We start from the raw sequence: 26,091 nt of genomic DNA, 5'->3' as shown, positions 1-26,091 counted from the left end.
GTGACCTATGGGGTGTCGGCCCAGAGCCGAGGGGTCGTTCGGGCGGCCGGGGGTGGCCCGGTGGCGGTGATGCTGACCATCGCCTCCAGCGGGCCCGGGTCGCTGCGCGCCTCGGCGGTCGGCCGGTCGTAGACGACCCGGCCGTACTCCAGCACCGCGATCCGGTCGGCGATCTCCATCGCGTGGCGGAGCTGCTGTTCGACGAGCAGCACGGTCAACCCGCCGGCGGCCAGGTGACCGATGAGGTCGCGGACCCGCGCGGCCAGGTCGGGGGCGAGCCCCTCACAGGGCTCGTCGAGCAGCAGCACCCGTGGCTGGCCGAGCAGCGCGCGGGCGATGGCCAGCATCTGCTGTTCGCCGCCGGACAGTTCGCAGCCACGGTGGCGCAGCCGGACCGCCAGGCGCGGCAGCAGTTCGAGGATCCGGGGCACCGTCCAGCCCTCACCGCCGGGTGTCGCGGCCCGCCACGGCGCCGCCGCCAGGACGAGGTGCTCGGCCACCGTCAACCGGGAGAAGACCCGCCGGCCCTGCGGGACGAGACCGACGCCGGACTGGGCGACCCGGTGGGGTTGCCGCCCGGCCACGTGGACGCCGCCGATCTCGATGCGGCCGCTGGAGGCGCGCACCAGCCCGGCGAGGGTGTGCACGAGGGTGCTCTTGCCGGCCCCGTTGCGGCCCACCACCGCCTGGATGCTGCCCGGCGGCACCCGCAGGGTCACCTCGTGCAGCACGATTCCCCCGGCGTAGCCGGCGCAGAGCCGCTCCACGTAGAGCATCAGGACACCCCGTCGGCGTAGGCCTGCCGCACCAGCGGCGAGGTACGGATCTCGGCCGGTGTGCCGGCGGCCAGTGTCCGGCCGTCGCGCAGCACGGTGACGGTGTCGCAGAGGGCGTACACCAGGTCGAGGTGGTGCTCGACCAGCAGCACGGCGACCTGCCGGGGCAGCGCCGCCAGCAGCTCGGCCAGCCGGCCGACCTCGGTGGCCGACAGCCCGGCCGCCGGTTCGTCGAGCAGTAGCAGTCGGGGACGGCCGGCGAGGGCCATCGCGATCTCCAACTGCCGACGCTGGCCGTGGGCGAGGTGACCGGCGGGCACCGTCGCGAGGTCGGACAGGCCCAGCTGCTCCAGCAGGCCGGTGGCGCGCTGGCGGGCCGCGTCCCGAGTCCCACCGGGCCACCACCTGCGCCGCCGGATCGTGCGGGGCAGCGCGGCGACCTCGATGTTCTCGGTCGCGGTGAGCGTCGCGAAGACCGCGGGTCGTTGGTGGATCCGGTTGATGCCGCGGCGGGCCCGTGCCGCCGGCCCGAGCCCGCTGACGTCGCGGCCAGCGAAGCGCACCGTGCCGCGCTGCGGCCGCGTCGTGGCGCCGAGCACGTTGAGCAGGGTCGTCTTGCCGGCCCCGTTGGGCCCGATCAGGGCGTGTCGCTGACCGTCGTGCACGCACAGGTCGACGTCGGTGAGCGCGGCGAGCGAGCCGTACCGCACGCTGATCTTCTCGGCGCTGAGCAGGCAGTTCATACGCGCAGCTCCGACGTCGGGCCGCGGTCGCGGGTGGGTGCCGCGTCCGGGTGGCCGGGCGCGGGGATCGGTCGTCGTGGGCTGCCGCGCGGTCGGCGGACCCGGGTGACGCCGGTGGGCAGCAGGTAGACCGTCGCCACGAACAGGGCGCCCAGCACCAGCGGCGCGTGACCGGGCAGCACCCCGAACAACCAGTCGCGTACGGCGATGACGAGCGCCGCCCCGACCAGCGCGCCGCCGACCGACGCGGTGCCGCCGATGACGACCCCGAGCAGGAGCAGCGCGGAGGTGTCGAAGCCGAAGTCGGCGGGGGAGATGTACTGCTGGGCGACGACGAGCAGGGAGCCGGCGGCGCCGGCGATCGCCCCGGCGGCGACGTGGGTGCCGGACAGGTACAGCGCCACCCGGTGCCCGCTGGCCCGCAGCCGCATCTCGTCGTCCCGGCCGGCGCGCAGCAGCAGCCCGACCCGGGTCCGCAGCAGCAGGAGCACGGCGCCGACGAGCGCCGCCACGACGACAAGCGTGTAGAGATAACGGGCCTGGTCGGTGGCCAGGACCGGTAGGCCCCACAGTGGACGGATCGGGTTGATGCCGGCCAGGCCGTCGGTGCCGCCGGTCACCGACCGCCAGCGCCCGAGGACGGTCACGACGAGCTCGCCGATGGCCAGCGTGATCATCAGCACGATGACGCCCCGGGCCGGGACGACAAGCGGCAGGGTCACGGCGGCGAGCGTCGCTCCGGCGAGCGCCGCCACGGCGACCTGCACGACGCCGACGTCGGAGACCTGGCTGCCGAGCACGGCGCTGGCGTACGCGCCGGCGGCGTACGGCGCGGTCTGGCCCAGGGTGGGCATGCCGGCGACACCGGTGAGCAGCGCCACGCTCACCCCGACCAGGCCCAGCGCCAGTGTCCGGGCGAGGATCGACGCGGTGTAGTCGTCCACCACCCACGGCGCGACGACCAGGCCGGCCAGGACGACCGTCGCGACGGCGACGCGTACGCGGCGGATCACCTCGTCCCTCACGTCGCCGCCCACCGCGGGGCCAGGCCCCGTGCCCGCACGGCGAGCACGGCGGCCATGGCGGCGAACAGCAGGAACGGGGCGGCCGACGGCAGCAGCGCCACGCCCAGGGTCTGGATCTCCCCGATCGCCAGCGCCGCGAGCAGGGTGCCTCCCATGGATCCGAGGCCGCCGAGGACGACGACCACCAGCGAGAGCAGCAGCACCGTGTCGGCGGTGTCCGCGCCGGGGCCGATGATGGGGGCGCCCAGGACCCCGGCCGCGCCGGCCAGCGCGCCACCGGCGGCGAGCACGCCCACCCGGATCCGCGCGGGGCTCACGCCCAGGCAGGCGACCATCTCCGGGTCGTCCACCGCAGCGCGGACCAGCATCCCGGCCCGGGTCCGCCGCACCGTCAGGTAGAGCCCGGCCGCGAGCGCCGCGGCCACCACGATGAACACCAGCCGGTACGCGGCGTAGCGGTGCCCGGCGACCGCCACCGACCCGTCGAGGGCGGCGGGCACCAGGACGTGCGGATCGTCGGGCCCGAAGCCGGCGACGAGCAGGCTGCCGCCGGCCAGCGCCACCCCGAAGGTCAGCAGCGCCTGGGTGAGATGGTTGCCGGTGGCGACCGGTGTGAGCAGGCCGGCGAGCAGCACCCCCGCCGCGGCGGCGGCCAGCACGCCGACACCCAGTGCCAGGGCCAGACTCGCCCAGCCGCCGTCGAACAGCGCCGCGGCGGTGTAGCCGCCGATCGCGTAGAGCATGCCGTGCGCCAGGTTGAGGATGTTGGCGACGCCGAAACAGAAGACCAGGCCCGCCGCCGCCACGAAGACGAGCAGCCCGTAGGCGACACCGTCCAGCGCCGGGATGACGTACGGGTCGATCCGGTTCGGGCCGGCCGCCACCGTGATCACCGGCCGATGGTCGCGAGGTCACCCACGACGGTGTTGGACAGCGCCCGGCCGTCCTGGCGGACCTGACGCAGGTACCACTTCTGCACGGGAGAGTGCGTGACCGTGGAGAACTGCCATGCGCCGCGCGGGCTGGCGATCTGCCCGAGTTTGCCGATCTGCGCGTTGATCGCCTCCGGTGTCGGGTCGTTGCCGGCGGCCCCGATGGCCCGGTCGAGCACCGCCGCCGCGTCGTAGGACGCCAGGGCGTACGTCGTCGGCGACCCGTCGTGCTTGGCCTTCCACGCCGCGACGAAGCCCCGGTTCTCGGCGTTGTCGAGGTCGGGGGAGTAGTTGAGCACCGAGAAGATGTCCCGGGCGGCCTCGCCCTGCGCGTTGAGCACGCCGCCCTCGGTGAGGAAGCCCGCCGCGTACAGCGGAACGTCCTTGATCTCGGACTGCGCGTACTGCTTGACGAAGTCGACTGCGGCGCTGCCGGCGTAGAAGGTGTAGACCGCCTGCGCGCCGGACGCCTTGATGCGGGCGAAGTACGGCGTGAAGTTGGTGGTGGCCGGGAACGGGGTGAAGGTGGTCTTGCCGTCGGGGTTGGCGAGCGTTCCGCCGGCCTTGGCGAACGCCTCGGTGAAGCCGCGCAGCTCGTCCCAGCCGCCCTGGTAGTCGGGGCCGATGGCGTACACCGAGCCCTTGACGTTGTCCTTGACGTGCTGGGCGATCGCGGCGCCCGGCTCGTCGGAGAGGTACGAGGTGTGCCAGACCCGGGTGACGTCCTTGATCTCCGGTCGGCCGTTGGAGCCGACGAGCGGGACCTTGGTCTCCTGCAGCAGCGGGTAGACGCCGGCGACCGAACCGCCGCCGACGATGCCGGTGAGGGCGGCCACGCGGTCCTGCTTGAGCAGCTTGGTCGCCGCGGGCACGGCTGTGGCGGCGCCGTTGCCCTCGTCGGCGACGACAAGGTCGACCTGCCGGCCGCCGAGCTTGCCGTCGTGCGTGTCCAGGTAGAGCTGGAAGCCGTCGCGGATTTCCTTGCCGACGGACTGGTACGTCCCGGACAGCGAGGCGAGTAGGCCGATCTTGATGGATCCGCCGCCGGTCGTGCCGGGCTCGTCCGCGGCGCAGGCTGTGCTGGCGGTCAGCACGAGCGCGAGCAGCGCGGCGGCGAGGGCACGGCTGCGCGCAGGGGTGGTGAGGGACATGTCGTCTCCAGGGGAAGGGGAGGGGTCTGTCGGTGGGTCAGCGGGTGCGGGCGAGCGCCGCACGGGCCGCGGGGGTCAGCGCGTCGCCGATCCGGTTGGCCAGCTCCGTCATCTCGTAGGAGACCTTGCCCACGTCGCACTCGGGCGCGGCGAGCACCAGCAGCGACGCCCCGTCGTTGAAGGCCATCGAGAACATGAAGCCGCCTTCGAGCTGGGTGACGTTGGAGATCACCGCCCCGGCGTCGAAGAAGGCCGCCGCGCCGCGCAGCAGGCTGACCAGGCCGCTGCCCGTCGCGGCGAGCTGGTCGGCCCGGTCCGGCGGCAGGTCGCGGGTGGCGGCCACCATCAGGCCGTCACTGGAGATGGCGATCGCATGGCTGACCTCGGTCGCGCGCTCGGCGAAGCTGTCCAGCAGCCAGCCGAGGTCCTGGTGGTCGGTCACGTGCTCTCCCTGTCGGTCATGAGTTGCCGAGGTTGATCGGGGTGCGCCGGCGGGCCGCCACTCCGCGCGCGTACGCGGCCATCGCGCTGGCGACCTGGGCCGGGTCCCGGTATTCGGAGCGTTGCTGTTGCTGCCCCACGGTGACGCCGCCGGGCACCAGGTGCCGTTGCGGCTGTCGTTTGGGCAGGCCGGAGTTGGTGGTCGCGGCCACATCGGGCGTGTGCGCCTGCGCGGCGGTACGCCAGGCGTCGTCGGCGGGGCTGGACCACTGCCGGCCGTCGGAGGCGTCGACGACATCGGCGTGGAACCAGTGGTTGACCTGTTCGAAGATGAGCAGCTCCTCGGTCGGCGCGTCGCCGCGGTCCACGCTGGGCGTCGGGCGGAACACGGGCGCCGCCGGCAGGGTCCGCGCCGCGGGGGCGTGCCCGGCGGCCGGTTCCGACCGCGGCCGGTACGGCGGGGGTGCGGACGTGCGGGCGGCCCGCCGCGACAGCCGGCCCGGCGCGAGCAGGAACTCCTCCGGTGGCAGCGACCGGATCATCGCCGCGGGCAGCGTCGCCTCGGCGAGGGTGCCGCGGCGGGGGCCGCGACGCAGTTGGACGCTGGCGCCCAGGCGGGCGGCGAGCTGACCCACGACGACCAGCCCCATGGCCCGTACGGCGGCGACGTCGATGGCGGGCGGCCGGGCCAGCAGTTCGTTGAGCTGCTGCAACCGCTGTGGGGGCAGGCCGACGCCCTCGTCGCTGATCTGGATGATGACCCGGTCGCCGAGGCTGCGGCCGCTCACCCAGGTCTCGCTGCCCGGCGGCGAGTACGCGGTCGCGTTGTCCATGAGTTCGGCGAGCAGGTGCACGACCTCGTCGACGGACTTGGCGGCCACGGCGACGTCGCCGTCGACCATGCCGAGCCGGATGCGCGCGTAGTGCTCGATCTGGGACAGGGCCGCCTGGAGCACCTGTTGCAGTGGCACGTCGTGTTGGCGTACCCGGCCCACGCCGACGCCGCCGAGCACGAGCAGGCTGGCGTTGATGCGGCCCATCCGGGTCGCCAGGTTGTCCAGGGTGTAGAGCTGGTCCAGGCGGTCGGGGTCGGTCTCGTCGCGTTCGACCCGGTCGACCTGAGCCAGGACGGCGTCGACCAGCCGCTGTTCGCGCCGGCTCAGGTGGATGAAGATGTCGGCGGTGTTGGCGCGCATCACGGCCTGTTCGGCGGCGGTCCGCACGGCGGCCTGGTGCACGGCGCTGAACGCCTGACCCAGCTCGCCGATCTCGTCGTCGCTGGAGGGTTCGAGGGCCGCGGTGGACTGTTGACGGGCCAGCTCGTCGGGGTCGACGCTCGCGCTGTCGGGGCGTTGCAAGCGGGCCACCACGGCGGGGAGCTGTTCGAACGCGACGGCGTTGGCCGCGTCGCGCAGCCGTCGCAGCCGGCGGGTGATCTGCCGGGCGACGGCCCAGGTCACGAGAGCGGTGAGCAGCAGCGCCAGCAGCACGCCGACCGCCTCGGCCACGGCCCTGCGACGCTGGTCGGCGTGGGCGGCCCGGACGTCGTCGAGCACCGCGACGTCGACGCGCCCCCGCAGGTCGGCGAGGCGGGCGGCGCGCTGCTGCGTGGTGGCCACCCAGTCGGCGGTCTCCAGGCGCAGGGGCGTGCCCGGCTGGGCGCGGGACACCTCGTCCTGCATCCGTTGCAGGGCGAGCGCCTCCTTGCCGGTGCCGGCCTGCTCCCACCAGATGCTCCACTCGGTCGGGGCGAGGGCCAGGAACGACAGGCTGGACTCGGTGTAGCTGGTGCGGGCGGCGGTGATGTCCTGCTGGGTGGCGGGGGTCAACTCGCCGGCCGCGACGGCGCGGAGCACGGCGACCTGCTGTTGGCCGATCGCCTCGGCGGTCTTCGACAGGGCGGCCGAGGCCCGGATCCCGTCGGCGAGCCGGGCGTTGACGACGCCGTGCGAGACGTTCTCCCGGAAGGTGATCAGGTCGGCGATCGCGATGCGGTAGCTGAAGGTCATCGCGGACACCGAGGCGTGCTCGGCCGTGCGGACCTGGGTGCGTAGCGGGGGCAGGCCGTCCAACGCCGCGTCGACGCGGCGCAGGAGCGCCGCGTTGGCGTCGGCGGGCACCTTGTCGCGCTGTCGGCGGTACCGCTCGACGGCGGCGTCGGTGGCGGCCAGCTCCACGCCGAAGGCGTCCTGCTGCTCCGCGTCGGGGTGGGTGAGCAGGTCGGCGGCGGCGGCCCGTTCGCGTTGCAGCCGGTACGCCAGGTCGCCGGCCTCGGCGCCGAGGCGTGCCACGACCTCCAGGTCGCTGGCGCGGGTCGTCTGGCGTGCGCTCTCGGTCAGCGCGAGGCCGGCGAACCCGATCACGGCCACCAGTGGCGCCGCCACGATGAGGCGCATCCGGCCGGCGATCTTCCAGGCGCGTCGTTTCCTCGGGTAGGGTCGGGCCGCGTGGGACCTCGTGCTCGACGCCAAGATTGACTCCCGCGACTCGTCGATGACGGTCTATCCGCACTTTGCCGAATGCAAGTCCCATTCCGCCGGAACCCGCGCTCGGAGGCCAGACCTGGCGGTGGTACAAACTGGCCGTACCAGCATCTGTACCCAGAGTCAGCGGCCGGTGGCGCACGGCGGTCGGTCGCGGGCGCCCGCGCTCAGCGCTGGTCGTCGAGGTGCTCGGGCGCGCGGCGCGGCCCGGGATCGTCCGCCTCCGGTTGGCTGCTGAGCACCTGGCCGATCAGCTCGCGCAGCTCGTCGATGGCGTCCACCACGGCGCCCGGGTCGCGCGCGTCGCGCCGACTCCGCTGGCGCGGTACGGGCGGATCGAGTCGCGCCTGCTCCGGGGATCGTGGGCCCCGTCGGCCGTCGGCCGCCATCTGCTCGGCCGCGACCTGCGGCCACAGGGAGGCCAGCAGGCCGCCGGTGTCGAGCACGTCGTCGCAGCGCACCGCGAACTCGTGGCTGCCGAAGCGGCGGCCCGACTCCACCGCGGCGACCGTCTCCCGGCTGAACCGCACCAGGTCCGCCAGGGCCCGCTGGGTCAGTCCCCGTCGGACCCGGCAGCTACGCAGCTCCCAGCGGAACTGTTGGCTGGCCGCGGAGTGAGCGGCGCTCGGCGGGGGCGTGTGCTCCATGCGCTCACCTTCGTGGCACCCGCGAATCAACAGCAGGTGTCAGATCGAGATTGGGCCGATGGGCTGAACATTCATAGGGGGCAATTCTTAACCCTGGACACGATGGGTGTGAAGACATGCGCCGAGATGGATCGCGCAAAGCGCGCGGGGCCGCGCGTCCGGCCCGCCGGGGCGTGTCGTGTCGGTCCGATCCGGTCGCGTCGGTCGGACCGCCAGGTCAGCGCCGCAGGCGTCCTCGTCGTCAGACGGCGTGTGCCTCGGTGGCGGTGGCCGGAGCGTCCGTCGGGTCGTCGGCAGGCGCCAGAATATCGATTGTCGCGACGAGTGTGTGGTGCGCGCGAAATGCAACATTGGGCTTGAACGACCGACGGTGCTCGGGTGCCAGTCGGAGGCCGGGAATGGCAGCGGCGAGTCGGGTGAGAGCCACACCGGCCTCCAGTCGCGCCAATGCGGCGCCGATGCAGAAATGCGGGCCATGGCCGAACGACAGGTGGTCGGCGGCGTCGAGGCGGCGTGGGTCGAACCGGTCCGGGTGGCCGAAGACCGCCCGGTCCCGGTTCGCCGCTCCGATCATCAGCAGACAGCGCGCGCCCGCCGGAATGGTGACCTCGCCCAGGGTGACGTCGCGGCGCGTCACCCGCAGCCAACCGTCGATGGCGGGCGCGAACCGGAGGGTCTCGGTCACGAAGTCGGGCACGGATCGTGGGTCGGCGACGAGCGCCTGCCATCGCTGCCGGTCGGACAGGGCCTCGTCGAGTGCGTGGGCGAGCAGGCCGGCGGTCGTCTCGTGCCCGGCGACCAGAAGGTTGAAGGCGAGGCTCGCCACCTCGGTCACCGTCAGCACGGCGTCGTCGTCGTCGCGGTAGGTCAGCGCCCGGCTGATGAAGTCGGCGCCGTCGTGTCCACTGTCGAGCCGCTGCCGGACCAGGTCCTGGCAGTAGTGCCAGAACTCCAGCAGACCCCGGGCCAGGCGTACCTGCTCCTCCGGGTCGGGCTGTCCCCAGATCAGGGCGAGCTGACCGTCTGCCCACCGCCGGATCTGGTCGACGTCGACGTTGGGCACCCCGAGGATGTCCAGGATGACCAGCAGCGGAAGTTCGGTGGTGAACTCACCGACGAGATCCGCCTGCCGGCCCGCTCGGGCCACGAGCCGGGACACCAGCTCGTCGACGCGGCGACGGACGATAGCGCCGTACTCGGCCTCGGCCCGGTCCGCGGTGTTGGCGAAGATGGCCCGCAGGGCGCGGCGGGTGCGGGGGTGCGTCGGCGGGTCGGCGGCGGCCGTCGTCGGTGGCGCGTCGATCCGCATGATGACGCTCATCGCCTCCGGGCAGACCTCGTAGATCGGGGCGAGGGTGAGGGCGTTGCCGAACGTCGCGGCGTCCGCGAGGGCGCGTCGGACGTCCGCGTGCCGGCTGATCAGCCACAGGCCCAGATCCTCGGCGTAGGGCACCCGGTCGGGATCGTCGAGAATGCGTCGCCAGGCGCTGGCGGGATCGGTGAGATAGACCCCGGAAAACGGATTCAACTGCATCGAACGCCTCCTGAAGCGCCGCGCGAAACCAGCGGCGATCGCATTCCGTACGTCGCCGAAGGTGGGCCGACAATGGTGCGCATCTGCCGCGCGCCCTTCACGGTGCGCCGGCTCGATGCACAAGTCAAGATTGGCCACCATCTATTTAACGGCGTGCCAATTGTTCCCCGCAGAACCGTTCCGGCCCTGGCCGGCTGCACCTTGCACCCCGCTGTTTGCCGGCTCCATCCTCGGCGGCAAGCCCGCTCGCGTCTCGGCCGTGCACGGTGGTCGATGGGATTGCCGGATTGTGCAAATCCTCATTCCCGGCAACGATTCCGCCGGGACGAAGGTGACGCCGTAGCGGCAGGCACAACCCGGGGAGGGCCCTCAGCCATCGGCGCGCTGAGCCCCCGGCGTGGTCAGGTGGGCCAGCCAACCGCCCAGGCGCGCCAGCGCGCCCGTCGATTCGAGCAACGAGATTCCGCCGCCCACCATCGCCACGCCCGCCGTGGCGGCGATCATCCCGACCGGGTACTCCCGGGCGTCAAACGCCAGCAGACCCAGCGCGGTGACCGCCGTCCCGCTGACCGCCAGCAGCGCCCCGGCGAGGGCGTCCCGCCGCTCGGCGAACACGAAGACGAGCGTCACGCCCAGCCAGCACAGGCCGGCCACGGCGACCAGGGCGGCGGTCACCAGGGATCCCTCGCGAGCCAGACTCACGCTGGCGGGAACGCTGAGCACGCCCAGCGCGCCGGCCCGGGACCAGAACACGCGGGCCTCCCGCAGCAGCGCGAGGCCGGGGCTGTCCGCGCCGAAGAGGTGCCGGCGGTTGTCCAGGACGAGGAGGCCCAACACCACGGCGAAGGTCCCCAGGGTCACCCCGACGAACCGGGCGCCGGCCCGCTCGACGTGGACGGCGTCGGTGACGACGAACAGACCCGTGGTGCAGATGCTGATCCCCGCCAGCGAGGTCAGGGCGGTCGCCCGGTCTCGGGCGACCAGCGCGGCGCAGGCGATCGCCACGACCGCCACCAGGGTGAGCGGCCCGGCCCACGACGACGGCGTCGTCACGGCCAGCGCGACACCGGCGACCGCGACGTAGAGCAGGATCCGGGGCAGCGCCTCGGCCAGCGGGGCGCGCTCGTCGAGTCGATTGTGGCCGTACACCACCGCCACCACGAGGATCACCGCGCCGACGGCGACCGGCGGGAGGACGGTGGCCAGCTGGTTCAGGGCCACGGCCGAACCGGCCGGACCGAGCCAGCCGACCAACCGCAGCCGCCACCGCGCGGTCCCGGCCCGCGGCGGGGAAGGCTGCGGTTCGCGTACGGACGACATGCCGCCAGCCTCGCACCCGGTCGCCAGTCGCGGCGAGGGCTCGCCGCCGGCCCAGGTGCGGCCGGCGGCGAGCGGTGAACGGATCAGGAGTACGGAAGGCGCAGCACCGACTGGTTGCCGATGCCCAGCGAGGTGGGGTTGTTGCCGATGGCGGACCAGACCTCGACCCGCACCGTGCCGTTGCTCAACGCGCCCAACGTGCCGGTGGCCGAGGCCAGGCCGGCGTTCTGGGTGTAGTGCTCGTATCCGGGGACCGGGTCGGTGGCGAAGTAGCGCCAGGTCTCCGTCCGGTCCCAGCTGCCGTTTCCGGTCAGGTCGTAGGACACGCGCACCTGCACCCCGTTGCCGACGGCCGTGCCGGCGTCCAGGAACAGGTCGAACGTGGTCTGCGCCCCGGAGTAGGCGAGGTTGAGGCCGGTCGCCGTGAAGACCTGCGGGTTGGTCGGCGTACCGTCGTGGTTTCCGTTGGCGGCCGCGACAGTGGTCGTGCCCGCGCTGCCGGCGGCGCCCAGCCCGCCACCGGCGAGCAGGTACCGCGTGGGCGAGCCCGAGCTCGGCGGCGGCGTGGTCGGTGGCGCGGTGGTGGGCGGCGCGGTCGTCGGCGGCGCCGTGGTGGGCGGCGCGGTGGTCGGTGGGTTCGTGCTCGGCGGTACGCCGCCGGAGGCGTTGCCGCCGCTCCACGTGTACGCCCCGGTGGTGGCCGTCCGACCGGCCGCCACGGTGAGCCGGGTGCCGGTCGAGAACGTGACGGTGATCGGGTTCGCCGTCGGGTTCGACGCCACGTAGGTGCGTGCCCCGTTGCGGGAGAAGACCGCGCTCAGCGGGTGGTTGGCGGTGACCGTCGTGTCGACGGTGCCCAGTGCCGCCAGGTTGCGGATCCAGTGGAAGGTGTGCGCCCTGCTCTCCCCCTCCTCGGGGGTGTAGCCCGGGTTGGCGCGCAGGTTCGCCAGGGCCGCGTCGGGGTCGCCGAGGGCCTGGAACTGCCAGAGGATGTCCTGCCACACCGTCGGCGGCCCGCCGTTGTTGCGGACCAGTTCGGCGTAGTTGGTGCGCACGTACGCCGGGTTGTTGCCGAGGTAGAGGTGCCCGCCGGTGACCGGCAGCAGGTTGATGCCCTGGATCATCTCCGGCTCGCCGCTGAACCAGGTGGCGTACGCGCCGCCGTCGCCCCAGACCATGCCGACCGTCGAGTGCCCGAAGGCGGCGGGGAAGTTCTGGTCGCTCGCGTCGAACCAGTACTCCTGGATGGCGGCGGCCTGCGTCGTGTAGAGGAAGATGCCGGCGTCACGTACGGCGGTGTCGCCGGTGACCTGACCCCACTGGATGAGGGCGTTGGCGAAGTTCATCCCCTCCGAGGACGACTCCTGATTGTTGCCGGAGCCGAACGAGCCGTGCCCGGACGCCCAGTCGTGGCCGGCGTAGATGTCGAAGTCGCGCAGGTAGGGAAAGCGGGTGTCGTCGCGGCGGTAGTTGTTGGCGTCGCGGATCAGCAGGTCCACCATGCCGCCGTAGCGGCTGCTCGCGGCCCAGGACGGGTCGAATTTGGCCAGTGTCGCGGCGGCGGCGATGAAGTAGCCGTAGTGGAAGTGGTGGTCGTTGAGTTCCTGGTCGGAGCCGTACGACGCCGGGTAGCCGATCAGGGTGCCCCAGTTGGCGTCGTAGTAGAAGAGCCGCTGGGTCTTGCCGCTGGACGCGGTGAACCAGTCGGTGAGGGTGCTGCGGATCGCGTTCAGCGCGCTGTCGCGGGTGGCCGTGTCGTTGACCAGGTCGGCGACCTCGGCGAGCCGGGCGGCCCGACCGAGCCCCTTGCCGGTCCAGTACGTGTCGTTGCCCCGCTGGTCCATCGGGTTGCCGCGGGCGGCGGCCAGGTGGCCGGTGAGCGTGGTCAGGTCCGCGCCGCTGCCGTCGCCGACGGCCGGCAGTTCGGGCAGGACTCCCTGGAACGCCATGGCGGTCCGGAACTGGTTGACGCCGGTGAGGACCTTCATCCGGCCGCGCGCCGACGGGTAGGTCGGCGTGATCGGCGTCGAGCCGGCCAGCGACTTCCACTGGTGCGGGTAGAGGCTGACCACGGTCTGCGTGGCGGTCCCCTCCCGGGCGGTGGTGGTGAACGCGTACGTCGTGCTCAGGCCGTTGGTCGACGGGTCGTAGGCGTAGGAGACCCGGGTGCCGGTGACATGGGCGTGCGCGTACCGGCCGTAGGTGGTGGCCAGGTCGGCGCGTTCGGTGGCGTTCGCCGTCGGGGGCAGCAGGGCCACCGAGAAGTAGCCGCGACCCGCGAGGGTGGAGGAGATGCGGCCACCGCTGACGGTCCAGGTCGCGCCGCTGGGGGCGTACGCCACGTAGTCGTGGCCGTTGACCCGGAAGCCGATGGTGGCGCCGCTGGTGGACCAGACGTCGGGGGTGCCGGACGTGCCGATCACCGCGTCGCCGCCGCTGGCCTGGAAGTACGCGAACGGCAGGCCGTGGCCGATGGTGGCGCGCAGGGTGCGGGTTCCGTCGCTCCAGTAGGGGCTGACCGTCCAGTCGGTCCAGCCGTCCACCTTCACCTGGGGCGCGGCGAGCCCGGCCACGCCGACGCGGATGTCCTGTACGTACGGGTAGTGGTACTCACCGACGCCGGTCGCCGTGCCGCTGATGGCGGGTGTGGAGTTGGCGGAGAAGCCGAGGCCGTCGGTGAACGTGTCGTAGGAGGTCGGGTGGGCGTGCAGGGGCTCGCTGAAGGCGCAGTCGGTGCGCTTCCACAGCAGCGAGGACCACCAGTCGTTAGTGGGCACGGCACCGGCGGGGGCGTTGGCGGTGGCGAACTGCCGGGGGTTGCTGGACATCGCGCCGCAGCCGGTGGGGAGCGCGCCGACGGGGGTGGTGGTGTAGCTGCCGGCGCCCACGGGCGCGGCCTCGGCGGCGCGGGTGACGGGGATCGTGAGGCCACCGACGACCAGGGCCAGGGCGGTGGCGGCTGCCAGGGCCCAGCGGCGGTGGGGGACGGGAGGTTTCATGGTGCCTCCATCGCGCGTCCCGGTACGGACCGTGCCGACCCGGGCGCGTAGCGTCTGAATTGTGGAAAACGTCGATCGAGAGAGCGCTCTCTCAGCCGGCACGGTAATCGACCCCGGAGATCCCCGTCAATGTGTCAGTCCGGTTGCGTGCTGATGTCGCAAACTGATCGCCCACCGTGCCGTGGCGGCTAACTCTCCGCCACACCGAGCCCGTCCAGGTCGGCGTGCAGCGCGTCCGGCGCGCGCATCCGCCACGCGTCGGTCATGAGCTCGCTCAGGCGTTCGACGTCGACCGCCGCCAGGCGCAGCATCACCAGCGGCAGGCCGTCGTACCCGGACGTGGTGAAGAAGACCTCGGGCTCGCCGAGCAGGAGGGCCTGCTTCTCGGCCTCGTCCCCGACGAACAGCACCGCGATGTCACGCCGGATCACCCGCGGCTTGCCCGGCCTGCGCTCGGGATAGGACCAGACGAAACCCTTGTCGGCCACCCGGAAGTCGAAGCCCTCGCTCTCGATCTCAACCGTGTGGGGCAGGGCCAGGGCCAAGCGGCGGACGTCGTCGGCGTCAGCCACCGAGACCCCGCACCGCGCGTGCCATCCGCATGCGCCGAGATTACGCACCGGGACCGACAGGTGGCGGGCGGGCCGCCCACCGGTGGCGTCAGCCGGCCGCAGCGGACAGGTCGACGGCCGTGGCGCCGACGACCGCCCGGTCGCCCTCGCGCTGGACGTAGCCGATCACCGTGGACCGGCCGGGGTCGAGATCCGGCGGCGTGACCAGCTCCACCTGTCCCTGCTCGGCGGTCAGGGGCACCGACGCGAAGGCGCGCACCACGTTGTCCTGCCGCAGCGTGCGGCCGGCATTTTCGCCGCGGGCGATCTCGCTGTGCAGGCCGCGCTGCACGAGCGCCACGTTCACCACCGCGGGCTGCGACGGCCGCTGCGCGCGGTAGCCCACCACCATCCGCTGCCCGCCGTCGGCGACCTCCGGAACGGACAGAGTGAGAGGCGCGGCGGCGGGTGACATCAGGGCCGACGCGACGGCGCTCGCCGCCCGGCCACGGTCGGAGCCGACGAATTCCACGGTGCCGTTGACGATCATCTGCGGGGTGTAGAGACGCCCGGAGCCGAAGCTGCGGGCGTACGCCTCCTGCCGCGCCGTGTACGCCGCGTCCCCGAACTGGTCGGGCCAGCCCAGATCGTCCCAGTAGTCGACGTGGAAGCCGAGGGCGAAGACGGGCTCGCCCCGCGTCCGGGAGTCGTGGTCGATCTCGGTCAGCAACTCCTCGGCGGGAGGGCAACTGTTACAGCCCTGAGAACTGAACAGCTCCACGACCGCGACGCCGGCGCCCGCCGCCGACGACGGCGGATCCGGCTGACGGGCGGGGTCCGATCCGGGCGGCGATGGCTTCGTCATGGCGCGTCTCCTCCCCGAGCCTGCTGGTGACTCTGCGATTCCCGTTACCGCACCGACAACGCCTGGTCAGCGCGGCCGCGAGGGCGGATGGGTGCGTCCAGGGTCCGCACGCGCCTCTCTACCACGAATCCACCGTTCCGCCCGGGGATGCCACTTACGGGGAAAAGCCGGCTAAGCGCCGCCATCCTCCGATAGCTTGCCAATGAGAGGAAACCTCGTATTCGTCACAAGATGCGGCTAAGGAGTCAGTAATGAAGCGCAGCGTAGCGCTAGCGGCGGCCCTCCTGGTGGGTCTGACCAGCGTCGGAACGCTTCCCGGAGCTGCGTGGGCCGACGGCGGCGGCTCGGCCGGCAACCACGATGACCGCGGGGGAGGTGGACACCACCAGGCAAGCGAGGGCGCGGTCTTCGTGCAGACCAACAAGGCCGAGGGCAACACCATCAAGGTGTACGACCGGGACGAGGACGGCCGCCTCAGCAAGGCGGGTGAGTACGAGACCGGCGGGCTGGGCGGCTTCACCATTGGCGCTCCGGTCGACGCGCTGGCGTCGCAGGGGTCGTTGACGTACCACCGGGGGTTGCTGTTCGCCGTGAACGCCGGCAGCAACACCGTGACCGTCTTCCGCGTCGACGGCACCCGCCTGCGCTGGGAGCAGGTGATCTGGTCCGGGGGTCTGCTCCCGGTCAGCGTCGCGGTCCGCGGTGACCTCGTCTACGTGCTCAACGCCGGTGGCGAGGGTTCGGTGCAGGGTTTCGAGCTGTACAAGGGCCGCCTGTCGCCGATCCACGGCGCCAACCGGTCGCTCGGCCTGCACAACGGCAACCCGCCCGCGTTCATGACCGCCCCCGCCCAGGTCGAGATCGACCCGGACGGTGAGTTCGTGTTGGTGTCGACCAAGGCCGCCAACGTCATGTTCAGCTTCGAGGTCGGTCGCGACGGCGAACTGGCCCGCCACCCCGTCATCAGCGACGCCGGGTCCGTGCCGTTCGGCTTCACGTTCGACACCCAGGACTCGGTGCTGGTCACCGAGTCCGGCAGCAACGAGGTCAGCCGGTTCGACGTCGACGAGGACGGTGCCCTCGACCAGGTCGGGCCGTCGGTGCCGAACGGTCAGCAGGCGCCCTGCTGGATCCAGCGGGTCGGCGAGTACTTCTACGTCGCCAACGCCGGCAGCTCCACCATCAGCGCCTACCGGGTCGACGACGACGGCAAGCTCGAACTCGTCCACGCCGTCGCCGCCGACACCGGCGGTGGGTCGATCGACATGACCACCAGCGACGGCTTCCTGTACGTCCAGAACGCCGCCGCCGGCAACGTGCAGGGCTACGAGGTGAACGACGACGGTTCGCTGCGCCTCGTCACCACCGTCGAGGGCCTGCCGACGTTCGCCGACGGCATCGGCATGGAGGGCATCGCCGCCTCCTGACGGCTGGCACACCGCTGGTCCCGGTCGCCTGCGACCGGGACCAGCGCATGTCCCCACCCGGGCCGGCGCCACCGAGCAGTGGTTTCGGCGGTGCCCGCTGCGGGGCACAAGAGCGTCGCTGACGACAACATCTTCGAAGGGACGGCCCCGTGGAAATCCAGGGCTTCTTCACCGCGATCATCATCGGCCTGGTCATCGGCGCCCTCGGGCGGCTCGTGGTGCCCGGCAAGCAGAACATCTCGATCGTGCTCACCCTGGCTATCGGCGTGCTCGCCGCGATCCTCGGCACCCTCGTGGCCGGTGGGCTCGGCGTCGACGACACCGCCGGCATCGACTGGATCGAACTGCTCCTGCAGGTCGTGTTCGCCGCGATCGGCGTGGCCGTCACCGCCGCCGTGTACGGCCGCCGACGCGTCTGACGTCCCGGGGCGGGTCCGCTCCCCGTGGAGGGCGGGCCCGCCGCGCATCGTGGCGGCGACCCGGTGAGGCCGCCACGGGCGCTGTGCTTGGATGGTCCGGTGCAGTTCACCGTGACAGACGCGCCGACGCGGGAGCGGTTCGAGGCGCGCGACGAGACGGGCGCGGTCGCCGGGGTGGTCACCTACCAGCTGACCGGCGCCATCATCGCCTACACCCATACCGAGGTCGATCCGGCGTACGAGGGCCGGGGCGTCGGGTCGACCCTGGCCCGCGCGGTCATGGACGACGCGCGGGCCAGGGGACGCACCGTGGTGCCGATCTGCCCGTTCCTCGCCGAGTGGCTGGTCAAGCACCCGGAGTACGAGGACATCGTGGTGCGGTCCACCCGGAAGGTGAAGTAGCGGCCGGGCTCAGTGCCAGTCGCTGATCTGGACGTCGTCCGGCGCCGGCCTGCCGCGCCCGGTCTCCACCAGCTCCTTGAGGCTCATCAGGAACGTCGCCCACTTGGTGCTGCAGTGGTGCATGAACTCGCCCGGCTCGCGCCAGCCCTCGTGACTGAACAGGACGATGGTGTAATCGCCCCGCTGGTCGAGGCGCCAGTCGATCTCGGTGCCCACCCATTCCGCGGGGCCGTCGGTGACCCGCCAGCGGACGTGGCCGGTGGGTTCCAGCTCCAGCACCTCCATGTCGAAGCCTCCGGCGTCGCCGAACCGGAAGGCCAACTGCCCGCCGACCTCGCTCTTGCCAACGGTGTCGGTCGTCCACCAGGCGGCGAGGCCCTCCGGAGTGGCCACCGCGCGGTAGACGTCGTCGAGCGGGGCGACGACGCCGACCCGGTGCAGGATGTCGACCATCTCATTCTCCCTGGTTGTCGGTACGGTGACGTTCGATCGTCTCGGCGATCCGCTTGATCCGGCGGAGTCGGGCATCCCAGGTGGCACCGACGGCGGTCAGTTGGGCGACCGCACGCGCGAGCTGCGCCTCGTCGACCTGGTAGTGACGCTCACGACCGGCCGGCGCGGAGTGGATCAGGCCGACCCGGTCCAGGACGGCCAGGTGCTTCGAGACGGCCTGGCGGGTGACGGGCAGTCGCTCGCTCAGCGACGTGGCGGTGCCGGGCCCGCCGGTGAGCAGCAGGTCGATCATGCTGCGCCGGATCGGGTCCCCGATCGCCGACCACAGGGCGTCGTCGACGGCCGTGCTCATGACGTGGCGACCAGCCGTGCGACGTACGTGCCGAGCGCGGGAATGTAGTGGTTCCACCCGCTGACGTGTTCCTGGTACTGCTTCTCGAGCAGGGCGATCTCCCAGCCCATCTCGCGAAAACCGGTCTCCGTCATGCGGACGCGGGTCCCCGTCGCGATCGGGACGAGGTCGAAGGTGACCAGCAGCGACTGCCCGCCCCGGTCGGGCTCGGTGAAGGACCACCGGAAGGAGAACCGCTTCGGCGGGTCGACGTCCACGACGGCGAGGTCCACGGTCGTCGTCTCGCCGGTCTGCGCGTCGCGCCACACCAACTCGCCAGGAGCGCCCTCGACCGGCTCGAACCGGGCGTCGTCGGGCCACCACTCCCGCACGTGCTCGGGCTGGCTGATCACCTCGAAGACCACCTCCGGCGAGGCGTTGACGTCGATGTCGCGTTCGATGACTCCGTACTCCATGCGCACCACCCTTTCGCAACCTTTGGTTGCGTCAGGTTACAACGCTCCAGGCGCCTCGCGCAACCGATGGTTGCGTATTGCCCCGGAGACGGCACGACGCCTGGAACGGGCGATGACGGTACGGTCCATGGTGGGCATTCGCCCTGCCCTCGCCATCGTCCCTCCACATCTCGTCGGGAGACCTGAACGATGACAGCCGCCACCTTCCGTGCCCTGCACCACGACCGCCCCGCCGGCGACCCGCTCGTCCTGCCGAACGTCTGGGACGCGGGCAGCGCCCGGGTCTTCGCCGACGCCGGCTTCGAAGCGCTCGCCACCCCGAGCGCCGGGATCGCCGCCTCCCTCGGCTACGAGGACGGTGCCACCCCGCCCGCCGAGATGTTCGCCGCGGTGGCGAGGGTCGTGCGGGCCGTCTCCGTTCCGGTGTCCGCGGACGTGGAGGACGGCTACGGGCTCGCCCCCACCGAGCTGGTCGAGCGGCTGCTGGAGGCGGGCGTCGTCGGCTGCAACCTGGAGGACTCCGAGGGGCACGCCACGCTCAAGGATCCGCAGCGGCACGCGGACTGGCTGGCCGAGGTGCGGGCGGCGGCCGGCGACGCGCTCGTCATCAACGCGCGCGTCGACACGTTCCTGTTCGGCTCGGGTGACCCGGCCGACGCCGTCGCCCGAGCGAAGCTGTACGTGGCGGCGGGCGCCGACTGCGTGTACCCGTTGCGGGCGCCGACCGAGGTCCTGCCGGCGCTGCGCGAGGGCATCACCGGCCCCATCAACATGGCCGCCGCGCCGAACCGGGAGTCCGTGACCGAGCTGGCCCGACACGGTGCCACCCGCATCACGTTCGGCCCGGGACTGCAGCGCTACGCGATGGCCGCGATCGGTGAGCTGGCGGCCAACCTGCGCGCGTGAGACACCGGCGCGTCCCCGGGGGCGGGCGGCGTGCCTCGGTAGAGGGCGCCGCCCGGTCAGACGTCGGCGCGGGCGGCCAGGGCGTCCACGAGGCGGCGGGCGGAGCCGGCCAGGTTCCACCGGCCGGCCAGCTCGAGCAGCCGCTCCGGATCGGCGGGGGCGGTCGGCAGCGCGGTGGGCAGCTCCGGCAGGGCCACGTCCAGGGCGACCCGGACCACCGTCGGCGCGACGGCCAGGTAGTCGCGGGCGGCGGCCAGCTTGGTGCGCAGGCCCGGCGCGAAGGACGAGTCGGAGTCGTCCAGCGCGGCCAGGATGCCGTCGATGCTGCCGTACCGCTCGATGAGTCGCGCGGCGGTCTTCTCGCCGACGCCCGGCACCCCGGGCAGTCCGTCGCTGGGGTCGCCGCGCAGGGCGGCGAAGTCGGCGTACCGGTCGGCGGGCACCCCGTAGCGGGCGCGTACCGCCGCGTCGTCGCAGTCGTCGAGCTTGGCCACGCCGCGCCCGACGTAGAGCAGCCGTACGTCCCGGGAGTCGTCGATGAGCTGGAACAGGTCCCGGTCGCCGGAGACCACCTCGACCGGGCCCGGCTGGGTCACCGACAGCGTGCCGAGCACGTCGTCGGCCTCGTAACCGGTCGCGCCGACGGCGGTGATGCCGACCGCGTCGAGGACCTTCAGGATCATCGGCACCTGCGGGGAGAGCGTGTCGGGGACGACCTCACCGCCCTGCGGGGCCACCCGGTGCGCCTTGTACGACGGCAGCAGCTCGACCCGCCACGCCGGCCGCCAGTCGTAGTCCAGAGCGCACACCATCCGGTCGGCGCCCCGACCACGGATGAGCGTGGCGAGCATGTCCAGGAAGCCGCGCACCGCGTTGACGGGCGTGCCGTCCTCGGCGCGCGCGGCGGACTCCGGGATGCCGAAGTAGGCCCGGAAGTAGAGGCTGGGTGCGTCGATCAGCAGGATCGGGGATCGGTGTGCCACGCCCGACAGCCTGGCACAGCCCTGCGACGATCAGTGGTACGCCCGGCCGCCCGGCGGCGTCAGCGCCGCTCGTCCTGCCGGTAGACGGTGTCGCGGCGGGCGAGGTGCTGCACGACGTAGCTGGTCACCAGCAGCAGGATCGCGACCAGCACCTCGACCCAGGCGGCGACGCCGTCGGCCACGGTGAGCCCGATGACCAGCAGGACCAGGCCGGCGAGCGCGAGAACCCCGGCCCACAGTTGCCGGCGACGACGGGTGGCCGCCCGGTTCGCCTCGTTCGCTGTCACGTCGGCCCTCCCGGTCGCGGCCCCATGCGGCCGTCCCGATCCCAGGCTATGGCCCCCGCCCCGGTCCTACCCGGAAAACCACAGTGCGGGCGGGCCCGCCGACGGCGCAGACTGCCGGGGTGGCGTTTCTCCCCGGCCTGGTGCTGGCCCGCCGGTACCACGACGAGGTGGTCGCGCCGATTCTGCGCGGTCGGCTCCCCGGCCTGCGGTACGCGGCGGGGCTGCTCGACGGCGGCTCGGAGCTGCTTGGCCTGGACACGGCCCGGTCCACCGACCACGACTGGGGCCCGCGCGTGCAGGTGTTCGTCGAGCCGGCTGACGTCGCCGCGATCTCACGGATGCGCGCCGTGCTGGACGCCGACCTGCCGACGGAGTTCCTCGGCTGGCCCACCCGTTTCGCCGGCGACGGACGAGTGGGCGTGGCCGACGCGGCCGGGACGCGGCACGGGGTCACGGTCGACGAGGTGGCCGGTTGGTGGCGCCGCCGGCTCGGCTTCGACCCGCTGGCCGGGGTCGGCACGGCGGACTGGCTCGCGAGCCCGACCCAGCGGTTGGCGGAGGTGACCGGTGGCGGGGTCTTCCACGACGGCCTCGACGGGGCGTTGACCGCTCGACGGGCGGCGCTGCGGTGGTATCCGCCGGACGTGTGGCGGTACGTCCTGGCCGCGGTGTGGACGCGGATCGCGCAGGCTGAGCACCTGCCCGGCCGGTGCGCTGAGGTCGGCGACGAGGTGGGCAGCCGGGTCGTCACCGGGGGCATCGCCCGGGACGTGCTCCGGCTCGGTCTGCTGCTGCGTCGACGCTGGCCGCCGTACGACAAATGGCTCGGCACGGCCTTCGCCAGGCTGCCCGGCGCGGCCCCGGCGGTCGCGGCGCTGGACGAGGCGACGGGCCCGGGCGACTGGACCCGGCGCCAGGCCGGTCTGGTCGAGGCACTGGAGACCATGGCCCGGTGGACCGACGAGACTTCTCTGGCGGCCCCGGTACGCGCCCGGGCCGGGCCGTTTCACCGCCGGCCGTTCCTGGTGCTGCGTGCCGAGCGCGTCGCCGCCGCACTACGCGCCGCGGTGACCGACCCGACGCTGCGCGACCGACCGCTGCTGGGCGCGGTCGACCAGTACGTGCACAGCGTCGATGTGCTCAGCGACGCGACCCGGGCTCGTCGGGTGGCCGACGGCCTCTGGTCGGGTGCGATCACCGACCAGTGGTGACGGCCGGACGCCGGCCCTGGTCGTGGTCGCGGTCGTGGTCGGTGAGGTCGCGCAGGTGCCGGACGGGGGAGAGCAGCAGCACCAGTGGCGCGCCGATCAGGGTCGCCGCGAAGGCGAACAGGGTGGCGCGGGCGCCGAGCGGGCCGGCGAGCGCGCCGGCGACCAGCCCGCCGACCGGGATGGCGCCCCAGGAGACGAACCGCACGGTCGCCATCACCCGGGAGAGGAGCTCGGGTGGGCTGGCGATCTGCCGGTATGTCCGGGTGGTCACGCTGAGCACGACCGTGCCGAGAGAGAAGACGATGCTGCCGGCGGCGAAGGCGACGTAAGCCGTCCAACCGGTGCCCCCGGGGATCAGGAACGCTCCGGCGACCGTCGTGAACCCCGCGGCGACCAGCGCGCGGGCGCTGCCGAGCCGGGTGGTGATCCACGTGGTGAGGGCCGCCCCGACCAGCGCGCCGACACCCTCGACGGCGAGCAGGACGCCGACCAGGCCGGCCGGCGCGTGCAGGTCGCGGACCAGGTAGAGCGGGTGCAGCGCGAACTGCGCGCCGCAGACGAAGTTCATGGCCGTCGCGGCCCACATGCACGGGCCCATGACCGGGTGGTACGCGACGTAGCGCCAGCCCTCGCGGATCAGCTCACCGACCGGCGGCCAGTGCTCGGGCGCGTCGACGCGGCGCGCGGGCAGGGTACGCAGCAGAGCCGCCGAGACGAGGTAGCTGGCCGAGTCGACGAGCAGGGTGGGCACCGCGCCGAGCGCCTGCACGGCGAGCCCACCGAGCGATGGGCCGCTGAGCAGGGTCGCGGCGTGGGTGGCCGAGGTGAGGCTGTTGCGCGACTGCAACTGCTCGCGCTCGACGATGCTGGGCAGGAAGGTCGAGTTGGCCACGTCGAACAGCACGTTGGCGAAGCTGACGACGAGCGCGGTGACCACCAGGTGGGTCACGGTGAGCTGCCCCCACCACCAGGCCAGCGGGATCGACGCGACGGCGACGGCGCGGGCCAGGTCCGCGCCGACCTGGGTGCCGCGCAGCGGCAGGCGCTGCACGATCACACCGGCGGGCAGGCCGATCACGATCCAGGCGACGTAGCTGGCCGCGGCGATCAGACCCATCTGCCACGCGGAGGCGTCCAGGACGGTGAGCGCGGTCAGCGGCAGGGCCACCGCGCCGACCGCCGACCCGACCAGACTGGTCGTGCCGGCGGTCCACCAGCGCCAGAACACTCCGGCCCGTTCGTCGACGTGCATGTCGTCGGCCCCCGTCCGTCGCGCCGATGCGTTCCCGGTGTCAGTGCGTGCCGTTGGCGCGTGCCCGTGATGGTCCGTTCCAATCTGGAACGGACTATAGTCGTGCCGGACGGAGGGAGGAAGCGGGTGCGACGAGAGGATCTCGCGGACGCGGACTGCGGCATCGCGCAGGCGCTCGGCGTGCTGGGGGACTGGTGGACGTTCCTCATCGTGCGCGACGTCGCCGGCGGCACGACCCGCTTCGACGCGCTCCAGCGCGAACTGGGCGTCAGCCGGCGGGCGCTGACCGAACGCCTCGCCGCCCTGGTCGAGCACGGCGTGCTGGAACGCCGCCCGTACTCAGCGCATCCGCCCCGGCACGACTATCTGCTCACCGCGAAGGGCGCGGGCCTGCTGCCGGTGCTGATCGCCCTCCAGGACTGGGGAACGAGGCACCTGATGGGTGACGGAGAGTTGACCGCGACCGCCGACGACGCCTCGGCCGAGGCCCGACGGGCACACGCGCTGGTGGGCCGACGGCTGCCGGAGGTCGTCCTGCCCGGCGCCGACGGGCGGCCGGTCACGGTGACCACGCCGGACGTCTGGAGCGTCCTCTACCTCTTCCCCGGGGCGTACGCGCCGGGAACGCAGGGCTACCCGCCGGGCTGGGCGGAGATTCCCGGCGCCCGGGGCTGCACCCTGGAGTCGACCACGTACGCCGACCGGCACCCGGCCTTCGAGGCGGCCGGGGTACGGGTGCGCGGGATCAGCACCCAGCGGCCGGACCAGCTCGCCGAGTTCGCCGCGTACGCGGGGCTGCCGTTTCCGTTGCTGTCCGATCAGGACGGTCGGCTCGCCGCGGGGCTGCTGCTGCCGGTCTTCTCCGCCGGCGGGGTGACCCGGTTCAAGCGACTGACGATGCTCATCGACCCGACGTCGGTGGTGCGGGCGGTGCAGTTCCCGGTCACCGATCCGGCCGGATCGGTCGACGAGATGCTGGCCCTGGCCCGCGACCACGCGACGATCCCCGGCTGACGCGAGGGCGTCGACCGGGGATCGCAGCGTCAGGTTCAGGTTCAGGCCGGGAGGGTCCAGCGCTGGTTGGCGCCGGCGAAGCAGTCCCAGATCTGCAACCGGGCGCCGTCGGCGGAGCTGTTGTCGGTGACGTCCAGGCACTTGTTGGACTGCGGGTTGCGCAGGGTGCCGTTGGACTGCGCCTGCCAGACCTGGGCGCCGCTGCCGTTGCAGTCGTACAGCTGCACCTTGGCGCCGTTGGCGGTGGAGCCGCTGGTGATGTCGGCGCACTTGCCGAGGGCGCGCAGCGTGCCGTCGCTGGCGACGGTCCAGGTCTGCGCGTTGGTGCCGTTGCAGCCCCAGAGTTGGATGGCGGTGCCGTTGGCGGTGCTCGCGGAGGCCACGTCGACGCACTTGCCGCCGAGGCCGGTGATCTGGCCGGTACGACCGGACGGCGGCGGGGTGGTGCCGCCCATGATGGTGTCGTACATGGCGCTGACCAGCGAGGTGGAGCCGGTGGTGTCCTGCGACAGCTCCCAGTTCATGACGCCGCCGGCGTTTGCGAGGGCCCACTGCGTCTTGCGCTTGACGGTCGGGACGCCGTTGTAGCACTGCTGCGCGCCGCCGGCCGTGGTGCAGTCCCGGTTGGCGTTGGCCGGGTCCAGGGCGACGAGCGCCGAGTACGTGTAGTAGCCCGGGCGGCTGTAGAACGGGATGCCGAGGACGGCCTTGCTGGCCGGCAGGCCGCGGGACTTCCACAGGTTGATGCTGTTGATCGACCAGTCGTAGTTGGAATGCGGGCTGCCGCCGTCGTACGCCATGATGTTGAGCCAGTCGACCTGGCCGAACACGGCCGTCGGCACGCCGTCGAGGTAGTAGCCCTCGGAGACGACGGCCGCGGTGAGCAGCTTGCCGCGGCTGTGCATGGCGCTGCCGAGCTGCGACATGAGCTGGCTGTAGTTGTTCGCCGAGGCGCCCGGGTCCGGGTACTCCCAGTCGATGTCGACGCCGTCGAGGTTGTACTGGTTGACGAAGTTGACCAGGTTGTTGACGAAGGCGGTCCGGCTGCCGGAGTTGGCGGCGAGGGCCTCGAAGGCCGAGTCGTTGCCGTCGTTCCAGCCGCCCACGGCGATCGAGACCTTGACGTTGTTGGCGTGCGCCTGGGAGACCAGCGAGGAGAGCTTGCTCGGGTTCTCCACCGCGCGCAGGCTGCCGTCGTTGTTGGGCAGCACGAACGCGTAGTTGATGTGGGTGAGCTTGTCGTACTGGATGGTGTTGACGTTGCCAGCCCACGAGGGCATGTAGCCGACGCTCTTGAAGTTGTTCGGCAGCACCACGGCCTGCGCGGCGGTGGGGACGAGGGTGACGGTGGCACCGGCGGTGGCCAGCGCGAGCAGGCCGGCGGCGAGGGCGCGGCGCAGTGGTGAGGACATCGGGGGCCTTCCCGTGGGCGGGGGACGACGCCCGCCCGCGCAGGGTTGTCG

26 protein-coding genes are annotated in these 26,091 nt (G+C 72.6%); 6 read left to right on the top strand and 20 right to left on the bottom strand.

The window, feature by feature from the left end; translation table 11 throughout:
* Positions 1-5 precede the first annotated feature (5 nt).
* The 13 genes from ACGGAQ_RS20505 to ACGGAQ_RS20445 all read right to left on the bottom strand — a co-directional run bounded on the left by ACGGAQ_RS20505 (position 6) and on the right by ACGGAQ_RS20445 (position 15,467).
* Positions 6-776 (bottom strand): ABC transporter ATP-binding protein, encoded by a 771-nt coding sequence (locus ACGGAQ_RS20505; protein ID WP_393051511.1) that lies wholly within the window; start codon positions 774-776, stop codon positions 6-8.
* A complete protein-coding gene (locus tag ACGGAQ_RS20500; protein ID WP_393051509.1) occupies positions 776-1,519 on the bottom strand; it encodes an ABC transporter ATP-binding protein in 744 nt (247 codons plus the stop codon). Before ACGGAQ_RS20500 ends, ACGGAQ_RS20505 begins: the two co-directional genes overlap by 1 nt.
* The gene (locus tag ACGGAQ_RS20495) at positions 1,516-2,544 is read right to left on the bottom strand and encodes a branched-chain amino acid ABC transporter permease (RefSeq protein WP_393051507.1); all 1,029 of its coding nucleotides are present in this window, start codon (positions 2,542-2,544) and stop codon (positions 1,516-1,518) included. The genes ACGGAQ_RS20500 and ACGGAQ_RS20495 overlap by 4 nt, the downstream gene beginning before the upstream one ends.
* The gene (locus ACGGAQ_RS20490) at positions 2,541-3,437 is read right to left on the bottom strand and encodes a branched-chain amino acid ABC transporter permease (RefSeq protein ID WP_393051505.1); all 897 of its coding nucleotides are present in this window, start codon (positions 3,435-3,437) and stop codon (positions 2,541-2,543) included. The genes ACGGAQ_RS20495 and ACGGAQ_RS20490 overlap by 4 nt, the downstream gene beginning before the upstream one ends.
* Complete coding sequence (locus ACGGAQ_RS20485) at positions 3,434-4,627, bottom strand: ABC transporter substrate-binding protein (RefSeq protein WP_393051503.1); 1,194 nt, start codon at positions 4,625-4,627, stop codon at positions 3,434-3,436. Before ACGGAQ_RS20485 ends, ACGGAQ_RS20490 begins: the two co-directional genes overlap by 4 nt.
* Before the next feature lie 37 nt (positions 4,628-4,664).
* Positions 4,665-5,069, bottom strand: coding sequence for a roadblock/LC7 domain-containing protein (locus ACGGAQ_RS20480; RefSeq protein WP_393051501.1), 405 nt, complete (start codon positions 5,067-5,069; stop codon positions 4,665-4,667).
* Positions 5,070-5,085: 16 nt separating this feature from the next.
* On the bottom strand, positions 5,086-7,464 hold the full coding sequence (locus tag ACGGAQ_RS20475; protein WP_393051499.1) for a nitrate- and nitrite sensing domain-containing protein: 2,379 nt from the start codon (positions 7,462-7,464) through the stop codon (positions 5,086-5,088).
* Positions 7,465-7,718: 254 nt separating this feature from the next.
* On the bottom strand, positions 7,719-8,198 hold the full coding sequence (locus ACGGAQ_RS20470) for a helix-turn-helix transcriptional regulator (protein WP_393051497.1): 480 nt from the start codon (positions 8,196-8,198) through the stop codon (positions 7,719-7,721).
* Positions 8,199-8,439: 241 nt separating this feature from the next.
* Positions 8,440-9,732, bottom strand: a complete 1,293-nt coding sequence (locus ACGGAQ_RS20465) for a cytochrome P450 (RefSeq protein WP_393051495.1) — start codon at positions 9,730-9,732, stop codon at positions 8,440-8,442.
* Positions 9,733-10,101: 369 nt separating this feature from the next.
* Positions 10,102-11,052, bottom strand: a complete 951-nt coding sequence (locus tag ACGGAQ_RS20460; protein ID WP_393051493.1) for a hypothetical protein — start codon at positions 11,050-11,052, stop codon at positions 10,102-10,104.
* Between the two features lie 83 nt (positions 11,053-11,135).
* Positions 11,136-14,051: a glycosyl hydrolase gene (locus ACGGAQ_RS20455; protein WP_393051491.1), complete on the bottom strand. Its 2,916-nt coding sequence runs from the start codon at positions 14,049-14,051 to the stop codon at positions 11,136-11,138.
* A 188-nt stretch (positions 14,052-14,239) separates the two neighbouring features.
* Positions 14,240-14,623: an MmcQ/YjbR family DNA-binding protein gene (locus ACGGAQ_RS20450; RefSeq protein ID WP_393051489.1), complete on the bottom strand. Its 384-nt coding sequence runs from the start codon at positions 14,621-14,623 to the stop codon at positions 14,240-14,242.
* A gap of 88 nt (positions 14,624-14,711) precedes the next feature.
* Positions 14,712-15,467, bottom strand: coding sequence for a DUF1223 domain-containing protein (locus tag ACGGAQ_RS20445; RefSeq protein WP_393051487.1), 756 nt, complete (start codon positions 15,465-15,467; stop codon positions 14,712-14,714).
* Between the two features lie 251 nt (positions 15,468-15,718).
* On the opposite strand from ACGGAQ_RS20445, the gene ACGGAQ_RS20440 reads away from it, so the two are divergent.
* The 3 genes from ACGGAQ_RS20440 to ACGGAQ_RS20430 all read left to right on the top strand — a co-directional run bounded on the left by ACGGAQ_RS20440 (position 15,719) and on the right by ACGGAQ_RS20430 (position 17,715).
* Complete coding sequence (locus ACGGAQ_RS20440; protein ID WP_393051485.1) at positions 15,719-16,894, top strand: lactonase family protein; 1,176 nt, start codon at positions 15,719-15,721, stop codon at positions 16,892-16,894.
* 149 nt (positions 16,895-17,043) lie between these two features.
* Entirely contained in the window at positions 17,044-17,313 is a 270-nt protein-coding gene (locus tag ACGGAQ_RS20435) for a GlsB/YeaQ/YmgE family stress response membrane protein (RefSeq protein ID WP_234581892.1), read from the top strand.
* Positions 17,314-17,412: 99 nt separating this feature from the next.
* Positions 17,413-17,715: a GNAT family N-acetyltransferase gene (locus ACGGAQ_RS20430; protein ID WP_234581891.1), complete on the top strand. Its 303-nt coding sequence runs from the start codon at positions 17,413-17,415 to the stop codon at positions 17,713-17,715.
* Positions 17,716-17,724: 9 nt separating this feature from the next.
* Here the strand turns inward: ACGGAQ_RS20430 and ACGGAQ_RS20425 are convergent, their stop codons facing one another.
* The 3 genes from ACGGAQ_RS20425 to ACGGAQ_RS20415 are packed head-to-tail and all read right to left on the bottom strand — an operon-like array spanning position 17,725 to position 18,975.
* Positions 17,725-18,168 (bottom strand): SRPBCC domain-containing protein, encoded by a 444-nt coding sequence (locus ACGGAQ_RS20425; RefSeq protein WP_393051482.1) that lies wholly within the window; start codon positions 18,166-18,168, stop codon positions 17,725-17,727.
* 1 nt (position 18,169) lies between these two features.
* The gene (locus ACGGAQ_RS20420) at positions 18,170-18,520 is read right to left on the bottom strand and encodes an ArsR/SmtB family transcription factor (RefSeq protein ID WP_393051480.1); all 351 of its coding nucleotides are present in this window, start codon (positions 18,518-18,520) and stop codon (positions 18,170-18,172) included.
* Positions 18,517-18,975, bottom strand: a complete 459-nt coding sequence (locus ACGGAQ_RS20415) for an SRPBCC domain-containing protein (RefSeq protein ID WP_393051478.1) — start codon at positions 18,973-18,975, stop codon at positions 18,517-18,519. The genes ACGGAQ_RS20420 and ACGGAQ_RS20415 overlap by 4 nt, the downstream gene beginning before the upstream one ends.
* Before the next feature lie 189 nt (positions 18,976-19,164).
* Between ACGGAQ_RS20415 and ACGGAQ_RS20410 the strand changes: the two genes are divergently transcribed.
* On the top strand, positions 19,165-19,881 hold the full coding sequence (locus ACGGAQ_RS20410; RefSeq protein WP_393051476.1) for an isocitrate lyase/phosphoenolpyruvate mutase family protein: 717 nt from the start codon (positions 19,165-19,167) through the stop codon (positions 19,879-19,881).
* 56 nt (positions 19,882-19,937) lie between these two features.
* Here the strand turns inward: ACGGAQ_RS20410 and ACGGAQ_RS20405 are convergent, their stop codons facing one another.
* Positions 19,938-20,864, bottom strand: coding sequence for a 5'-3' exonuclease H3TH domain-containing protein (locus ACGGAQ_RS20405; RefSeq protein ID WP_393051474.1), 927 nt, complete (start codon positions 20,862-20,864; stop codon positions 19,938-19,940).
* A gap of 59 nt (positions 20,865-20,923) precedes the next feature.
* Positions 20,924-21,151: a hypothetical protein gene (locus ACGGAQ_RS20400; RefSeq protein ID WP_393051472.1), complete on the bottom strand. Its 228-nt coding sequence runs from the start codon at positions 21,149-21,151 to the stop codon at positions 20,924-20,926.
* A gap of 119 nt (positions 21,152-21,270) precedes the next feature.
* Between ACGGAQ_RS20400 and ACGGAQ_RS20395 the strand changes: the two genes are divergently transcribed.
* Positions 21,271-22,362, top strand: coding sequence for a DUF4037 domain-containing protein (locus ACGGAQ_RS20395; RefSeq protein ID WP_393051470.1), 1,092 nt, complete (start codon positions 21,271-21,273; stop codon positions 22,360-22,362).
* On the opposite strand, the gene ACGGAQ_RS20390 is transcribed toward ACGGAQ_RS20395, so the two are convergent.
* Positions 22,346-23,614, bottom strand: a complete 1,269-nt coding sequence (locus ACGGAQ_RS20390; RefSeq protein ID WP_393051468.1) for an MFS transporter — start codon at positions 23,612-23,614, stop codon at positions 22,346-22,348. The two genes, ACGGAQ_RS20395 and ACGGAQ_RS20390, sit on opposite strands and share 17 nt — an antisense overlap.
* Before the next feature lie 126 nt (positions 23,615-23,740).
* Here ACGGAQ_RS20390 and ACGGAQ_RS20385 point away from each other — a divergent pair, with 126 nt between their 5' ends.
* Entirely contained in the window at positions 23,741-24,628 is an 888-nt protein-coding gene (locus ACGGAQ_RS20385) for a winged helix-turn-helix transcriptional regulator (RefSeq protein WP_393051466.1), read from the top strand.
* A gap of 41 nt (positions 24,629-24,669) precedes the next feature.
* On the opposite strand, the gene ACGGAQ_RS20380 is transcribed toward ACGGAQ_RS20385, so the two are convergent.
* Positions 24,670-26,040, bottom strand: coding sequence for a glycosyl hydrolase family 18 protein (locus ACGGAQ_RS20380; RefSeq protein WP_393051464.1), 1,371 nt, complete (start codon positions 26,038-26,040; stop codon positions 24,670-24,672).
* Positions 26,041-26,091: the final 51 nt, after the last annotated feature.

It is taken from the genome of Micromonospora sp. NPDC047557, from assembly GCF_043205095.1.
GTDB lineage: Bacteria > Actinomycetota > Actinomycetes > Mycobacteriales > Micromonosporaceae > Micromonospora.
This window is presented reverse-complemented; position numbering and strand designations above follow the sequence as displayed.

Coding starts and splice junctions, on each gene's coding strand:
- ACGGAQ_RS20470 (WP_393051497.1), bottom strand. CDS start 8,198: ATGGAGCACACGCCCCCGCCGAGCGCCGCTCACTCCGCGGCCAGCCAA.
- ACGGAQ_RS20445 (WP_393051487.1), bottom strand. CDS start 15,467: ATGACGAAGCCATCGCCGCCCGGATCGGACCCCGCCCGTCAGCCGGAT.
- ACGGAQ_RS20390 (WP_393051468.1), bottom strand. CDS start 23,614: ATGCACGTCGACGAACGGGCCGGAGTGTTCTGGCGCTGGTGGACCGCC.
- ACGGAQ_RS20455 (WP_393051491.1), bottom strand. CDS start 14,051: ATGAAACCTCCCGTCCCCCACCGCCGCTGGGCCCTGGCAGCCGCCACC.
- ACGGAQ_RS20440 (WP_393051485.1), top strand. CDS start 15,719: ATGAAGCGCAGCGTAGCGCTAGCGGCGGCCCTCCTGGTGGGTCTGACC.
- ACGGAQ_RS20420 (WP_393051480.1), bottom strand. CDS start 18,520: ATGAGCACGGCCGTCGACGACGCCCTGTGGTCGGCGATCGGGGACCCG.
- ACGGAQ_RS20475 (WP_393051499.1), bottom strand. CDS start 7,464: ATGCGCCTCATCGTGGCGGCGCCACTGGTGGCCGTGATCGGGTTCGCC.
- ACGGAQ_RS20425 (WP_393051482.1), bottom strand. CDS start 18,168: ATGGTCGACATCCTGCACCGGGTCGGCGTCGTCGCCCCGCTCGACGAC.
- ACGGAQ_RS20465 (WP_393051495.1), bottom strand. CDS start 9,732: ATGCAGTTGAATCCGTTTTCCGGGGTCTATCTCACCGATCCCGCCAGC.
- ACGGAQ_RS20500 (WP_393051509.1), bottom strand. CDS start 1,519: ATGAACTGCCTGCTCAGCGCCGAGAAGATCAGCGTGCGGTACGGCTCG.
- ACGGAQ_RS20415 (WP_393051478.1), bottom strand. CDS start 18,975: ATGGAGTACGGAGTCATCGAACGCGACATCGACGTCAACGCCTCGCCG.
- ACGGAQ_RS20485 (WP_393051503.1), bottom strand. CDS start 4,627: ATGTCCCTCACCACCCCTGCGCGCAGCCGTGCCCTCGCCGCCGCGCTG.
- ACGGAQ_RS20505 (WP_393051511.1), bottom strand. CDS start 776: ATGCTCTACGTGGAGCGGCTCTGCGCCGGCTACGCCGGGGGAATCGTG.
- ACGGAQ_RS20410 (WP_393051476.1), top strand. CDS start 19,165: ATGACAGCCGCCACCTTCCGTGCCCTGCACCACGACCGCCCCGCCGGC.
- ACGGAQ_RS20460 (WP_393051493.1), bottom strand. CDS start 11,052: ATGTCGTCCGTACGCGAACCGCAGCCTTCCCCGCCGCGGGCCGGGACC.
- ACGGAQ_RS20380 (WP_393051464.1), bottom strand. CDS start 26,040: ATGTCCTCACCACTGCGCCGCGCCCTCGCCGCCGGCCTGCTCGCGCTG.